We start from the raw sequence: 14,070 nt of genomic DNA, 5'->3' as shown, positions 1-14,070 counted from the left end.
AAATTTAAGATAAAAGCTGTGTGCTTGTTCGCATACAGCTTTTTATGCGTGACGCGTTAATTTTGGTTCTAATACCGCCAAAGCTAAACCAAATACAGCTGCAAATAATCCAATAAACTCAAGCCAGGTATTACCTGCATGTGTTATGTAGCGTGGGACAGCATTTGTTGTATAAACACGTTTACCACCCGTCACTTCTTCGACAAATGATTCACCGATATACTCATCCATTAATTTAAAAAGTTCAACACGCCTAGCAAGCATCTCTTTAAGTTTTGCTGTACGCTTTTCAGCACTGGGATCTATTATATAATCTTTCCAATGATTGAAAACATTGAGTGGTTCATCATTTTTAATAATTCCAATTGAGCGATACTCATAAAAATGTTCGTTAAACACATAATTTTTATGGCCTGCATAAAATAGTGCACACCCAAACGAAATTAAAAACATTGCTAAATAAATCAATTTACGCTGAGTTACTGAAGTGCTCACAGCTTTATTTTTATACCACTGCTCAACATCCGGTATCTGCATAAGCCTGGCTTTATCATGACTTGATACAAGCGGCTTCATAAACTCATCAATTGAAAGATCTAATGCTATCAATAAGGCTCTAAATATTTCATTCGAGGGAATTGATTTGTCGTTTTCAAGTTTTGATATATACCCAAACCACCTCAAGATGCAGAATTCAGCGTCTCACAGGGGCTTAATATCAAGGCGTTACTTTGCAACAATGGCAGTCCCTTTTAAGAAGTAACAACGATGAGAGTAAGTGCCTGTGAAACGCCCAAAGGGTTGGTTTAAAAGCGATTGATACTGCGTTATTGATTTTAACAATAGAACCACTATTAATTGCAATCAATGCCTTGCCTAAATCGCTTTTAATTCCAACTGAAACTCGCATCTTGAGGTAGTTTGGGTATGATTTTGCTCTATCCCTACTTGCTGGGCAAATTCAGGTTGGCTCAATTTTTTATTATTTCTAAGCTGCTTTACTTGTTGACCTAGTGTGCTCATTTTAGTGCTTCCTTTTTTAAAGTGAGACTAGATTCTTGGCTATTCATGCAGATATAAGAAGCTGAATATTAAAGAATAGTCAGGAATATTAGCAGGTTAGCATTAAGTAGTCGATTATTTAGCTGATAGCTGATTGATCTGACTCCATAAAAGTAGACACCTATTTAGGAGTCAGTTCTCATGAAAGTAAAAGCGTTTCGTAAACATACAGAGGAATTTAAAAGAAAAGTGGTGCAGGAGTCATTAGACTCACACGGTACCGTTAAAATGACCGCTAATAAATACGGTATTCATCCCGATATGCTGTCAAGTTGGAGAAGTAAAATGACCTCAAGAAAAGAGCCTAAGCCACTTAAAAACCATGGTCCAGAAAAGTCATATAAAGACCTTGAACGTCAAGTTCGTAACCTTGAAAAGCAGCTTGAGGACGTACAGTTGGAGAACGACGTACTAAAAAAGGCGAGGGCCTACTTCGACAGTCTAAAAGAATAAGGTTTCAATATATTAATAAGACCACGACGGTGAAGAAAACAGTAAGCAAGTTATGTAAGTTATTATCTGTTTCTAAGGCTGGGTATTACAAATGGTTGAAACAGTCGTCGAATCCAGTTGAAAGAAAAAATGATTTTTTACTTCAGTTTTTAATAAAAAGAAGTAATGAAGAGCACTGCATACCTAGTTACAGAAAATTGTGGCAAGCCGCCATAGCCGACGGGTATGATTGCAGTAAAGGCCGAGTGCAGCGTTTATTACAAAGCGTAGGTTATCGCTCTAAATCAGGTAAGCGTCGCTACACCAGTGGTAATAAAAAGCAGGGTTTTATAACGACAGAGAATCTACTTGCTCGTCAATTTGATGTTGAAGAGCCTAATAGTGTATGGGTATCGGATATAACTCAGGTGCGCTGTAAAGAAGGCTGGCAGTACTTATGTGTCATTTTAGATTTATACTCACGCAAAGTTGTGGGCTGGGCAACAAGTCGAATTAATAATGCGGTTTTAGTGATTAAAACACTAAAGAAGGCTTGGAATGTGCGCAAGCCGAACGGGCAACGTTTACTGTTTCATTCAGATCAAGGGAGCCAGTATCGAGCTAAAGAGACTATATCGTGGTTGAACAAGCGAGGTGTAACGATTAGCATGTCGAGAAAGGGGAACTGCTGGGATAATGCCTGTTCAGAAAGTTTTTTTGCTCAGTACAAAAAAGAATGGATGAGTAATCTAAATGAACTGAGTCGTAGCGAAATGACAATACAAAGTCGTTTTTATATTGAGAATTACTACAACTCAGTGCGAATGCATGGGGCGATTGGAAATGTTAGCCCCATACAATATGAATCAATGAATTAAAACCCCGTGTCTACTTTATCGGGGTCAGATCAGATAGCTGATAGCTGATAGCTGATAGCTGATAGCTGATAGCTGATAAAAAATTATATTTGGATTAGTTAATAAGGAAATTATTTATTGCTTGCTATTGAGGAAATAACAAGTGGCGGAGTGGACGGGACTCGAACCCGCGACCCCCGGCGTGACAGGCCGGTATTCTAACCAACTGAACTACCACTCCGCAGTGGTATGTGCATGGGGTAATGCACTTACTAATTTTGTTACGATATCAAATGGCGGAGTGGACGGGACTCGAACCCGCGACCCCCGGCGTGACAGGCCGGTATTCTAACCAACTGAACTACCACTCCGCAGAGATATCATATTACTTGTCATTACTAAATTTGTTGGCGGAGTGGACGGGACTCGAACCCGCGACCCCCGGCGTGACAGGCCGGTATTCTAACCAACTGAACTACCACTCCAGCATACAAATTTTGTAACATAACAGTGTTTAAATAGTGGCGGAGTGGACGGGACTCGAACCCGCGACCCCCGGCGTGACAGGCCGGTATTCTAACCAACTGAACTACCACTCCAGCGCGTATTTAAACTGTTATTTTTTCTTATTGGCGGAGTGGACGGGACTCGAACCCGCGACCCCCGGCGTGACAGGCCGGTATTCTAACCAACTGAACTACCACTCCATAATAAGAATATGTTTTACAACCATATGTTGTGTAAGTGTTGGCGGAGTGGACGGGACTCGAACCCGCGACCCCCGGCGTGACAGGCCGGTATTCTAACCAACTGAACTACCACTCCAGCGTCTACTTACAAATTGTCGAAAATTGGCGGAGTGGACGGGACTCGAACCCGCGACCCCCGGCGTGACAGGCCGGTATTCTAACCAACTGAACTACCACTCCGCATTTTCGTTTCTGCTTAGGTCTCCCTTTGCAGCGGCGTGAATAATACGAATCAGCCCCTACTTCGTCAAGGGCTTTTTTGTTTTTTTACAGGTTTTTTAGTCATCTGACATCGAAAGGTTTAAAATTTCACCTGATTTGTCACTTTTTGAGCCATTTTTGCCGACTTGATTTTTTTCTGCATCGGCGTTGCTCTCATCGTTTACTTTCTTTTTGTTTAAAAAAGGCAGTTTAAAGTTAAATTTGATTGGCTTTTTCTGTACAAAAATACGAATTGCTAACCACCCTAACAATAAAATGAGTAAATTACAGCCCACGATTAAAGTCACCAATGTAGAAGTGGCCATTTTTTCTTCAACGAGCTCAGCTTCCAAGGCCAGGTTTTGATCAATAAGCGTAGCAGGGTCTATTTCGGGCACTGCTTCTATTGGCCTTTCTATCTCAAATTTGTATGTTGGTATTGTGGCCATAAACTCACGACCGTTTATATTAGTGCCAAAAACAGACAGTTCAACGCTGTATCTTCCCCAATCATAGTTTTTAATTGCTAGTTGGCGTGTATCACCCGCTTGCGCGTCAATTGTAAACATTTGCTCTTCATTATTAGGGTAATAAATTTTTCCCTGCACAATAACGGTTTCGGGTTTAACTATGTTGCTATCTATATTAATAGTTAGCTGGTGATCGTCAGTATCAAGCTCTGCCAGTGCGACCTCAGATTTGAATGGCGGTTCATGTACAATGATAGGGTCTTGCACAATGCGTCGCTGTAATAAGGGGGTCGCTATATAGAGTTCTGGTGTCCACTGCCCTGCAGGAAAGTCTAATTTAAATTCGCCAGTAAACACTCCATCGTTAGGGCGTTCATCAAAGCCGCGGCCATCGTCTTTAAATTCGGCAACTTCTTGAGTGCCTGCACCAAAGTTTGCATAGCTTTCATCGTTGGTACTTACAAAGTCAACGTTTAGGCTAACTACATCTGTGAATAAGTTAGCATCGATAGGCTCATCATCATTTAAAATTTCGCCCGTTATTTTTATTGTCTCGCCTCTAAATAACATAGGAGGTAATGGCTGTGCTTTTAAAGACACTTCCCCTAACACCACAATGCGGCTGTCGGGCAAAATGCGGCCAATAACTTGCCATGGGCCAGCCATCGGTTTTTTTATGGTGATTAAGTCGTAACTAAGCTCATCAAACCAATCGAGGTTGGGATCTTTAACGGCGTTAGTGGCAAAGTACTTGCTGCCATCGGGCCTGACTAAAATAACCGCGGGCGAACCTGGCTTTCTAAAAAATAGTAAGGTTATTTCGTCTAATAGGCTGTCTATACGAAAACGGTTATCTAGCAGCGGTATTTCATTTTGTTCGCCGTCGCGTTTAAGCTGCTCTACTTGCTTAACGGCAAACGCACTGGCGCTAAACAACGAGGTGGCGCACAGTACAGTTATAAAATACATCGTTTTCATAGTTGGCCTTATTCAGCGCGCCATAAACAATGGCCGCCTTCTTTGTCTACAAGATCGAGTCGTGCTTCGTGTGCGCTTTGCTCAGCGTCGTTTGCGCGCAATACAACTAAAGGTGCTCGGTCACTACTTAAGCGTCTTATGCCACCAGTCTGTTGCTCGCTGCCGTCATCTTTATTTTGGTTTAAGTTTAGCTTGGTTTGCCCGCCCGTCATGGCTAAGTAAACATCGGCTAAAATTTCAGAATCCAGTAATGCGCCGTGTAATGTTCGTTTTGCGTTGTCTATATCGTAACGGCGGCACAAAGCATCTAGGTTGTTCTTTTGACCAGGATGCAAGTCACGCGCCATTTTAAGGGTGTCGAGAACTTGGCAGTACTCGTGCGTATTTGGGTAGCCTTGGTTAAGCAGCGCAAACTCGTTATCCATATGGCCCACATCGAACGGGGCGTTATGTATTACAAGCTCTGCACCTTTAATGTAGTCAAAAAACTCTTGCGCTATATCGCGATAAAGTGGTTTATCACGTAAAAACTCGTTGGTAATACCGTGAACATCTATTGCTTCTTCTTCAATGCTGCGTTGTGGGTTAATGTAAACATGAAAATTATTACCGGTTAAACGTCGGTTTATTAATTCTACACACCCAATTTCTATAATGCGGTGCCCCTGTTTGGGGTCGATGCCGGTGGTTTCTGTATCTAAAACTATTTGTCTACGTGCCATATCGAATTTAGCCTGACTCTGGTATCTTTCTATAATCACTTTATTGTACATAATATCAAGGTAAAACAGTGCAAAAAACCGTAGAGATTTACACCGATGGCTCATGTTTAGGTAATCCGGGCCCTGGTGGTTATGGTATTTTTATGATTTATAACGGCCACGAAAAAAAATTAAGCCAAGGGTATAAGCTCACCACAAACAACCGTATGGAAATGCTCGCTGCCATTGTTGCCCTTGAATCACTCACCCGCCCTTGCACCGTTAACCTCACCACAGATAGCCAATATGTTAAGCAGGGTATTGAGTCGTGGATTGCAAATTGGAAAAAAAGGGGCTGGCAAACATCGGCAAAAAAGCCGGTTAAAAATGTTGATTTATGGAAGCGACTTGATAGCGCTTGTAGCGAGCACACGGTTACATGGAAATGGGTAAAGGGACATAGCGGGCATAAATATAACGAAATAGTTGACGATTTAGCACGTGACGCTGCAGGCAGTAGCAACCTACTTGATGATGTAGGGTATCAGCCTTAACCCGTCAAAGCTTTCGCACTTTTTAATGCCATGAGTTTAAGGCTCATGGCTGGGTTAAAAAGTGCCTACTTACATTTTTTAACTATTATTATTTTTTTGCTCACACTGTTTAAAGTGCTGCTTTGAGGTTTGTCTAAGCCCTGCCCCTTTTACAGGTGAAAACTGCGGCCTTGCATGCCACTTAGGTTTTATAGGCGTAAGCGGAGCCACGCGTTTTCGCGCCACCAGCATATACACACTCCCCATAGGTTTTAAATACTGTTTGGCAAAACTGCGCCAAAATGCAAACCGCGAAAGCCTGTTACCACGCGCAAGAGATGAGTAAATAAAGCGCTCATCGCTAATAATTTCAAACCCCAATAAATTAAGCCAATCTTTTACCCGCGCAGGCGTAAAAAAACGCCCCGTCCACGGCAGCTTTTGGCCGCTAAAGGGCAACATTTGCGCCAATCCACATAAACTGAACGGATTAAATCCGGTAATAACAATGTAACCACCGGGTATAAGTGTGCGATGCGCCTCGCGTAATATGTGATGTGGGTCTGAGTGATACTCTAAGCAGTGGCTTAAAATACACGCATCAACACTGTGCTCATAAAAAGGCAGTTCGTCTATATCGGCTATTACACCTGTGTAAGGCCCCTCTTCGGCAACACATACTTGGTGTTTTATAGTGCTTACGCTGGTATTAAGCTCGCCACTTAAATTACCTAATTTAAGCATATGGTAACCAAACATACGCGGCAGCCATTGATCCATTTTTTGTTCAATGTCAGCACGTAAATAATCCCCATGAGGGAACTGCTGCCATGACAGCGGTTTGGGTCCTTCTTGAAAACTAAGGGCTGGTTTCATTTTTATAGCTCGTTATACTAGGTGTTACACGTCACTTTATAGAGCAAATTAATATGGTGCAAGTTAAAGCAATTAAAGCATTTTCTGACAATTATATTTGGTGTTTAACTACCCATAATAGCGACCTAGCGTGGGTGGTTGACCCAGGCGACGCTCAGCCCGTTATAGCGCATTTAGCAGAGCATAACTTACAACTTGGTGGCATTTTAATTACCCATCATCATAGCGATCATACCGGTGGCGTAGCCGAGCTTGTAAAACAGTTTTCAAACATTGCAGTGTACGGTCCTATTAACAGTCCGTTTGCGGGGATCACCAATACACTGGTTGATGGCGATAGCATTGAGGTATTGGGTACGCGTTTTAACATTATTACCACCCCTGGCCATACCCTTGATCACATTTGTTATATTCATGAAGAGTTGGCTTTTACCGGCGATACGCTTTTTAGTGGGGGCTGTGGGCGATTATTTGCAGGGACGCCTGAGCAAATGTGGGAGTCGTTTAATAAGCTGCGTGAGCTACCTAAAACCTGCAAAGTGTATTGCACGCATGAATATACACAAGCTAATTTAGCATTTGCAAAAGCCGTTGAACCGCGTAACCCTGAGCTACTCCAATACAGCGACAAAGTAGATGCACAGCGTGCTAAGGGCGAAATTACACTGCCAAGTACAATAGGCCAAGAGCTTAAAGTTAATCCATTTATGCGCAGCGACCTACCTACTATTACAGAGTTAATTCCAAAAGAATTTGTGTTGGTTACAAAAAACAATGAACCATGGGAAAACTTTGCAAGTCTGAGACGATTCAAAGACAACTTTTAGTTAAGATATGTTGACCTGTTGTAATTAATTTTGCAGCATCGTGGTTAGGTATATCCTAGGTAAAACCATTGGTTTAAAAATAGCGAATGGTTTTATCAACATGTTAAAGTTGGTCGTTAAGTGGCAATGTTGACTCATAACGGGTAGTATTCGCCGAGTTTTTTTACCTGATGTATTGGTATATATGAATAAATCTCCTCTATTAATTGCCTTGGCGCTTGCGCTAAGTGGTTGTCAAACATTAACAACCGTAGATTCAGACGCACAAGCTGCTACCCAAGCAAATAAGCGCTTAGAAGGCGCAAGCCCTAACGATATTAACAATGCATTGATGGTAAACGCCCAATATCAACACGTTGAGCAGAGCGAAGACGCCCCCGTTTTTGACGATGTGTGGGAGCGCATTCGCTACCAACTGTCTATTGATGTACCGCAAAACCGCCCTGTTGTTACCGAGCGTAATTACTATGCGCGTCATCAAGCTTATTTAGACCGCATTTCAAAACGCGCAGAACCTTACTTACACTTTATTGTTGAAGAAGTTGAAAAGCGCGAAATGCCTATCGAAATCGCCCTTTTACCTATTGTAGAAAGCGCATTTGACCCATTTGGCTACTCTAATCGCAGTGCTTCGGGTATTTGGCAATTTATGCCAGCCACTGGCGAGCGTTTTGATTTAAAACAAAACTGGTGGTACGACGGCCGACGCGACATAGTGCAATCTACGCGTGCTGCCCTTGATTACTTATCGTATTTACACAAAACCCTTGAAGGCGATTGGTTAAACGCCATTGCGGCTTATAATTCAGGCGAAGGGCGTTTAATGCGTGCGATTAAGAAAAATCGTAAAAAGCATTTACCAACAGACTTTTGGTCTCTCGACTTACCAAGCGAAACCACCGCGTATGTACCAAAGCTTTTAGCCCTTGCCGATTTATTAAAACGCGCTGATGAGTTTAATGTAAAGTGGAAACCGGTTATCAACGCGCAAGTTGTAGAAGTAGTTGATGTAGGCACACAGATTGACTTAGCACTGGCCGCAGATATGGCCGATATGACTCTTACTGAGCTATACAGGTTAAACCCAGGCTTTAACCGCTGGGCGACCGACCCTAACGGTCCGCATTTTTTACTATTACCCACCGATAAAGCGGAACAATTCAGCCAAAAGCTGGCGCAAACCGATGTTAAAGACCGCTTACGCTGGCAGCAATACACTGTGGCGAGCGGAGATAGCCTATCGGTTATTGCTAAAAAGTTTACCACTAGCACCAGTGCTATTCGCTCGCTTAATAAATTAAAGTCAAACACCATTCGTATTGGCCAACAGTTATTAGTACCCTTAACCGATGGGGCAATTAATAGCGAACATTTACCTAAGCAAATGCGTTTAGCTGCTAATAAAGCCACCCGTACTAAGCTGTCGCACACGGTTAAAAGTGGCGACACCCTGTGGGACATTAGTCGCGAATACGATGTCACCATGGATGAACTGGCCTCGTGGAATAAACTGAAGAAAAACTCAGTATTGCGCTTAAATCAAAAGCTCACTGTTTATAAATCAGCGAGTAAACCACAAGCAACTGCAAGTACTAATCGCACTATTACGTACAAAGTACGCCGTGGTGACTCGCTTGCTCGTATTGCGTCTAAATTTAATTTAACCGTAAACGAAATTATTAAGTGGAATAACTTAGCCGGCCAAAAGTATTTACAGCCTGGCCAAAAGTTAAAGCTTAAGGTTGATGTAAGAAGTAGTTAACCAACGGTTTAATAATTAAAAAAGGAGCGCATGCGCTCCTTTTTTTGTACATATAAGCAGTTAATACCAATTCGCTTAATTAAATGCTCTATTTTGAGGCCGGAAAAACGTGTTAATAGCTAGGCAATAAATTCGCTATTTAGTTGTTCTCGGCAATTGCTCCTGCATGGCTCTGCCTTCTGCATCCATGCAGTCGTAAATGAGCATTTTTTAACGCAGCTAGCGACACATTTAACCCCGCAAAATGGTTAAGTATTATTGCGCATTCGTGTTACTAAGCTGGTAATTTTTCAAGCCATGCTTTTAACCACGGCTCTGCTACAGGCCATGGCTCAAAGTCTTCGCAGGCATCTATTTCTAAACGGTTTCCTACTGGCTTAGCTTGCAAGTCACGTAGTAGCTCATCAAAGCTGCGCCCTGCACCGCAAAACGTATCGCCGTAGCATCTATCGCCCATGGCTATAACACCAAATGGCTTATCGGTTAGCATCGGAAATGTGCTGTTCATAGCAAAGTAGAGCCCAGCTAAATTGCTAGGTACATCGCCTTGCCCTGTGGTAGAGGTAACAACTAATATATGTGAGGCGTTTTTTATATCATCAAGTGAGGCCTCACTAATAACGCTCGCAGTGTGCCCCGCTTTTTCAATTGTATTTGCAACGTCGTAGCTTAAACGTTCTGCTCCGCCGTTAACGCTGCCTACAAAAATACTAATATGTGCCATTAATAATCCTTTTCTTGCTGTGGCCAACCTAGTTGCTTACATATACTAAGCATGTCTTCACCTAGTGGCGCTTTAATTACGATGGGTTTATGCGTGTAAGGGTGCACAAAACTAAGCTGCGTTGCAAATAGCATTAACCGCCGCAGTGCAAAATGCTCCCTAAAAAATTGATTATGCTGATTATCACCATGATTTACATCACCAATAATAGGTATTGATAAATGATTAAGGTGGCGCCTAATTTGATGCTTTCGCCCCGTTTTTGGGAAACACTCTACGAGCGAGTAACGCACCGTGGGGTATTTACCAATAGGAATTGGTAGCGTGGCTTGATGCAGACAATTAAATTGTGTTTGCGCCGCTTGTGGCGCTTTATTTTGCGTGGCAAATTTGTCAGCTATTTTATCAAGCTCTTCTTTTAACGGTTTATCTAAAAACACCGATTCAGGCGCAAAACCACGTACAAGCGCTAAATAACGCTTTGTAATAGTGCCTTCAATAAATAGCTTGTTCATGTCTCGGGCAGATTCTGAACTTAAAGCAAATAGCAGCACACCTGATGTTGGTCTATCTAGCCTGTGCACCGGAAATACATGTTGCCCTAATTGGTCGCGCAGCATTTGCATTGCAAACTGGGTTTCATGTTTATCTAAAAAAGAGCGATGAACCAATAAGCCTGCGGGCTTATCTATGGCAACAAAGTATTCGTCTTGGTAAAGAATATTAAGCTCGCCGTACTCTACAGTTTCACCCTTTTCAGTCATGGGGTTTACCTAAAAAAGCATCAAGTTCACTAAGTAGCGTTATAATTTCGCCGCTGCCGGTTTTATCCACTAACGCCATTTCTGCCATAGGCGCAATGGCAAAATTTTGCGGCAATGGTTGGCTGAGCGTTATTAATTGCTGCATTTTTTCAATAAATACAAACTGTAACCATTGCTCAAATGCCATGGTATCGTGACAAAAAGGCACTTGAGATTGTAATTTATGCGCCTCTATTGGCGTGCTTTGCCACAGCTTATGTTTTTTTAAAAGTGTGCTTAATTGGTTTAAATAAGCCTGCGTTTGCTGATACATAACCACTCTTCTTTTTACATTATAGGGCAATTATACCCTGTTCCCTCAATGCCTGCTATGGCGTATAATTGAGGCAATTTTGCAGTAAAAACAATTGAGATAACGATGAGCGAACACATAGCGACACTTGGCCAACTCTTAGATGGCGCCGGTACACAATGGCGTGCTTTTGATATTGGCAGGCATATTACTAAGCTTGATAAAAAACAGTTTTTAGCTATTGAGCAAGCGCAAGTTCCTTATCCTTATCCGCTTGCGGGGCATGCATGGCTGGCTATTCAATTTTGGGATAGCAAAGCAAGTAAAGAACCTTATGTATGGTTTTTAAAGTTTCCACTTGATGAGCAAAGTAAATTAGTGAGCGCGAGCCGCGATCATTTCGCTAATATGGTAATTGAAGCCCTAGGCAGCGGGATTACCGGCGAGCAAGCCGATGGTAAGCTAGATAATAACCCTTATGTGTTTACCCCTAATGCAAATAAATTAGCGGCTTTTAACGCCCAACTTAAAGTATTGTTAAAGCAACCAGCCTCTAAATATTACGAGCACACGCAGCTGTACTTTAGTGGCGCTTTAGGTTTTGATGATTGGCAAAGCGTTGCGCTACAAGGGATTGCCGATTTTGCACTGCGCTTAAATAACGACAACAACTTAGCAAACTTGCAAAAAGCTTGGCCGCATTTACCACTAGAGGTATTGCAGCCTTTGAGCGCCATGCTTGAGCATGTTGAAATACCGCCATCACTCAGTGAGCTCTTAGTCGCCAATGGCCACACTGCCATTGAAAATAACGATACAATTGCACTAACTGCCGCACTGCGCTCACTTTCAAAAGGCCAAGCCCAAGGGCTGTGTACACAACTAGTAGATGCTGCATTAAGCTCATCTGTTGGCACTGATTCAGATGTACTTTTAACGATTGCAGGGCGATGCTTTTCTCAACTAGAAGAGCCTGAGCGCTTACATATTTTTATGGATAATTGTGCGCACCACCAGCAAATTGCCGAGCTATTTCCCAGTATCTTTGCTGATTTAGTTGCAATACCCACTATACGCCCACATTTATTAGGCTTATTACGTAAAGAAAACCGCAGCGAAACGCTCGCTCGCGCAATTGGAAGGTTGTTCTCTTAATGGCTACTTTGTGGACGTTTATCGCCATTGGCGCTGTAATTTACTTATTTTGGCTAAACCGAAAAGTAGCAGAAGCTGCTAACAGTCATGCCGCGCGCCAAGCTGAGCAATTACAGGTTCAGTTAATGAGCGTAGCGTGCACAAAACGCCGCTTTGGCATTTTAAAAAATGGCAAACCGGGGATCAAAAGCGAATTTATGTTTGAGTTTTCAAGTGATGGCGAAAATGCCTATCAAGGTATTTTAATTATGGAAAATGAAATGCTAAAAAGCGTTGTTGTGCCGCCACACAAAATTTAACTTTAATCGTTAAAACCGGTGGGGTTAAAGTGAAACCACTAAAATAAGTTAATACATAAAACTAAGGCGTAACAAAAGTTACGCCCCACTCTTACAGCATCCTGCTTGTTATCCTTGACCCAAAATCCGTATTATCATCCCCTGAACGAGTAAACAACCCTATTTACCCTCAACATTGCATCCTGCAAAATCCATAACCATCCTGGCTAACCCACGTAAACTAACGCTTGGCTACTTACTGTAGCATCATCCTTGGTCATCCTTTTAAGTAGCTCCTGCCACTTTAAATGCATCCTGCATTTTCCACTTGCCGCCTTGGCCATCCTGCGTAAACTAACGCTCCTGCTACTTCCTGTAGCCTCATCCGTAAATATCCTTAAGTAGTTCCAACTACTAAGCGCTTCATGCACTTCCTAGTTCGTCCTTGCGTCCTTTTTAACTTGTCCTTTATGCTTCCTGCTAGCATCTGCTATGTTGCCTATTCCGTATCCTTGGCAGTAGCTTAGTCATTAAGCTATGTCGTCTTGACAAGTTAAATACTACGCGAGTTTGGGTTTCATCCTACTAGGTAAACAAAATTAATTTTTCGTAATATATATGAAAAAATATAAAACCACATATAAAACAAAAGCTTACCCTTTTAAAGCTGCATTTCTGAACGACCGTAACTGATAATGCGCACGCCAATGTAAGATATATCTCACGGGCATATGTCCGTAATGGCGCTTATCGCTTACAGACTTACTTTGCATATGGTTTAAAAAGAAGCTCTCCGGATACTTTATTAAAGGCAAGTGCTTTAAAAGTGCTAAATCCTTCTGATTTAAAAAACGTATTATGCTCTTGGCGTGTAACAAAAACGGCAAGCCCTTTAGCCCCTGTGTTTTGAGTTGCTAAATCATCTAAGCCTCGTAACAGGTAGCGCCCAAGCCCGTGGCCTTGCACGTGCGGGTCTACCGCAATAAACGCTAAATAGTAGTAATCGCCAATCTCATTAAGCGCAGTGCGTATTGTTTGCTCTTTTTCTATTAGTTGGTTGGTTTGCAAATACCCTGCGCTCAGCATTAACTTTAAGCGCCAATGCCAATAACGCTCTGGTTGTAATTGGCTGCTTGACTCAAATACACACGCCACCGCTTTTAATTTATCATCGCGGTACAAGCCTATTAATGGCAGTTTTTCTTGCCAAAAAGCACTGAGCTCTTCGCGTATCACTGAGCGTAATTTTTTCTCGTAGGCAGCCATATTATGTTGATCATAACCTAATAAATTTTGAAGTAGCGGATCATCATGATAAGCCTGATAGATTAAACTCCCTGCAGTGCTTATATCTTCAGGGGCAAGGTATTGTACGCTTAATGTGTGCTCATTAGAGGTGACTGTCATTG

General features: G+C 42.2%; 15 protein-coding genes and 7 tRNA genes. 6 read left to right on the top strand and 16 right to left on the bottom strand.

Annotation, left to right across the window (positions count from 1 at the left end; all coding sequences use genetic code 11):
* Positions 1-42: 42 nt before the first annotated feature.
* Positions 43-609 carry a transcriptional regulator gene (locus PSH41_RS08245; RefSeq protein WP_273589953.1) on the bottom strand — a complete coding sequence of 189 codons (567 nt, stop codon included), beginning with the start codon at positions 607-609 and terminating at the stop codon, positions 43-45.
* Positions 610-876: 267 nt separating this feature from the next.
* Positions 877-1,023 carry a helix-turn-helix domain-containing protein gene (locus PSH41_RS08240; RefSeq protein ID WP_223230549.1) on the bottom strand — a complete coding sequence of 49 codons (147 nt, stop codon included), beginning with the start codon at positions 1,021-1,023 and terminating at the stop codon, positions 877-879.
* Positions 1,024-1,203: 180 nt separating this feature from the next.
* Between PSH41_RS08240 and PSH41_RS08235 the strand changes: the two genes are divergently transcribed.
* Positions 1,204-2,372, top strand: a protein-coding gene (locus PSH41_RS08235) for an IS3 family transposase (protein ID WP_273633950.1) whose coding sequence is annotated in 2 segments (ribosomal slippage) — positions 1,204-1,474 and positions 1,474-2,372 — 1,170 coding nt in all. Because the reading frame shifts where the segments join, the coding sequence is not laid out codon by codon here.
* Positions 2,373-2,515: 143 nt separating this feature from the next.
* Here the strand turns inward: PSH41_RS08235 and PSH41_RS08230 are convergent.
* The 9 genes from PSH41_RS08230 to dnaQ form a co-directional block, all read right to left on the bottom strand.
* Positions 2,516-2,592, bottom strand: a tRNA-Asp gene (locus PSH41_RS08230).
* A gap of 53 nt (positions 2,593-2,645) precedes the next feature.
* Positions 2,646-2,722, bottom strand: a tRNA-Asp gene (locus PSH41_RS08225).
* A gap of 37 nt (positions 2,723-2,759) precedes the next feature.
* Positions 2,760-2,836 (bottom strand) — tRNA-Asp (locus PSH41_RS08220).
* Positions 2,837-2,873: 37 nt separating this feature from the next.
* Positions 2,874-2,950: transfer RNA gene (locus tag PSH41_RS08215), tRNA-Asp, on the bottom strand.
* Between the two features lie 31 nt (positions 2,951-2,981).
* Positions 2,982-3,058 (bottom strand) — tRNA-Asp (locus tag PSH41_RS08210).
* 41 nt (positions 3,059-3,099) lie between these two features.
* Positions 3,100-3,176: transfer RNA gene (locus PSH41_RS08205), tRNA-Asp, on the bottom strand.
* Between the two features lie 27 nt (positions 3,177-3,203).
* Positions 3,204-3,280: transfer RNA gene (locus tag PSH41_RS08200), tRNA-Asp, on the bottom strand.
* 98 nt (positions 3,281-3,378) lie between these two features.
* Positions 3,379-4,749, bottom strand: coding sequence for a TIGR03503 family protein (locus PSH41_RS08195; protein WP_273588925.1), 1,371 nt, complete (start codon positions 4,747-4,749; stop codon positions 3,379-3,381).
* 8 nt (positions 4,750-4,757) lie between these two features.
* The gene (gene dnaQ / locus PSH41_RS08190) at positions 4,758-5,471 is read right to left on the bottom strand and encodes a DNA polymerase III subunit epsilon (protein WP_004585981.1); all 714 of its coding nucleotides are present in this window, start codon (positions 5,469-5,471) and stop codon (positions 4,758-4,760) included.
* A gap of 68 nt (positions 5,472-5,539) precedes the next feature.
* Between dnaQ and rnhA the strand changes: the two genes are divergently transcribed.
* Positions 5,540-6,004 carry a ribonuclease HI gene (rnhA, locus tag PSH41_RS08185; RefSeq protein ID WP_004585980.1) on the top strand — a complete coding sequence of 155 codons (465 nt, stop codon included), beginning with the start codon at positions 5,540-5,542 and terminating at the stop codon, positions 6,002-6,004.
* 78 nt (positions 6,005-6,082) lie between these two features.
* On the opposite strand, the gene PSH41_RS08180 is transcribed toward rnhA, so the two are convergent.
* Positions 6,083-6,859, bottom strand: coding sequence for a class I SAM-dependent methyltransferase (locus PSH41_RS08180; RefSeq protein WP_004585979.1), 777 nt, complete (start codon positions 6,857-6,859; stop codon positions 6,083-6,085).
* A gap of 53 nt (positions 6,860-6,912) precedes the next feature.
* Here PSH41_RS08180 and gloB point away from each other — a divergent pair, with 53 nt between their 5' ends.
* Entirely contained in the window at positions 6,913-7,686 is a 774-nt protein-coding gene (gene gloB / locus PSH41_RS08175; protein ID WP_273588926.1) for a hydroxyacylglutathione hydrolase, read from the top strand.
* A 184-nt stretch (positions 7,687-7,870) separates the two neighbouring features.
* Entirely contained in the window at positions 7,871-9,448 is a 1,578-nt protein-coding gene (locus tag PSH41_RS08170; protein WP_096041966.1) for a lytic transglycosylase, read from the top strand.
* Between the two features lie 274 nt (positions 9,449-9,722).
* Here the strand turns inward: PSH41_RS08170 and PSH41_RS08165 are convergent, their stop codons facing one another.
* From PSH41_RS08165 to PSH41_RS08155, 3 genes are read right to left on the bottom strand one after another with little or no spacing between them, the layout of a single operon-like run.
* The gene (locus tag PSH41_RS08165) at positions 9,723-10,172 is read right to left on the bottom strand and encodes a flavodoxin (protein ID WP_024033689.1); all 450 of its coding nucleotides are present in this window, start codon (positions 10,170-10,172) and stop codon (positions 9,723-9,725) included.
* The gene (gene truC, locus PSH41_RS08160; protein WP_273588927.1) at positions 10,172-10,936 is read right to left on the bottom strand and encodes a tRNA pseudouridine(65) synthase TruC; all 765 of its coding nucleotides are present in this window, start codon (positions 10,934-10,936) and stop codon (positions 10,172-10,174) included. The genes PSH41_RS08165 and truC overlap by 1 nt, the downstream gene beginning before the upstream one ends.
* Complete coding sequence (locus PSH41_RS08155) at positions 10,929-11,249, bottom strand: YqcC family protein (RefSeq protein WP_004585974.1); 321 nt, start codon at positions 11,247-11,249, stop codon at positions 10,929-10,931. The genes truC and PSH41_RS08155 overlap by 8 nt, the downstream gene beginning before the upstream one ends.
* A gap of 105 nt (positions 11,250-11,354) precedes the next feature.
* On the opposite strand from PSH41_RS08155, the gene PSH41_RS08150 reads away from it, so the two are divergent.
* Both PSH41_RS08150 and PSH41_RS08145 read left to right on the top strand, forming a co-directional pair.
* Positions 11,355-12,383, top strand: coding sequence for a DUF3549 family protein (locus PSH41_RS08150; protein WP_273588928.1), 1,029 nt, complete (start codon positions 11,355-11,357; stop codon positions 12,381-12,383).
* Complete coding sequence (locus PSH41_RS08145) at positions 12,383-12,682, top strand: DUF3301 domain-containing protein (protein ID WP_004585972.1); 300 nt, start codon at positions 12,383-12,385, stop codon at positions 12,680-12,682. Before PSH41_RS08150 ends, PSH41_RS08145 begins: the two co-directional genes overlap by 1 nt.
* A gap of 741 nt (positions 12,683-13,423) precedes the next feature.
* On the opposite strand, the gene PSH41_RS08140 is transcribed toward PSH41_RS08145, so the two are convergent.
* On the bottom strand, positions 13,424-14,068 hold the full coding sequence (locus PSH41_RS08140) for a GNAT family N-acetyltransferase (RefSeq protein WP_055255230.1): 645 nt from the start codon (positions 14,066-14,068) through the stop codon (positions 13,424-13,426).
* Positions 14,069-14,070 lie beyond the last annotated feature (2 nt).

This window comes from Pseudoalteromonas sp. CST2 (assembly GCF_028599385.1).
GTDB lineage: Bacteria > Pseudomonadota > Gammaproteobacteria > Enterobacterales > Alteromonadaceae > Pseudoalteromonas > Pseudoalteromonas atlantica.
The sequence above is the reverse complement of the archived record's forward strand: the minus strand, read 5'-3'. Positions and strand labels throughout refer to the sequence as shown.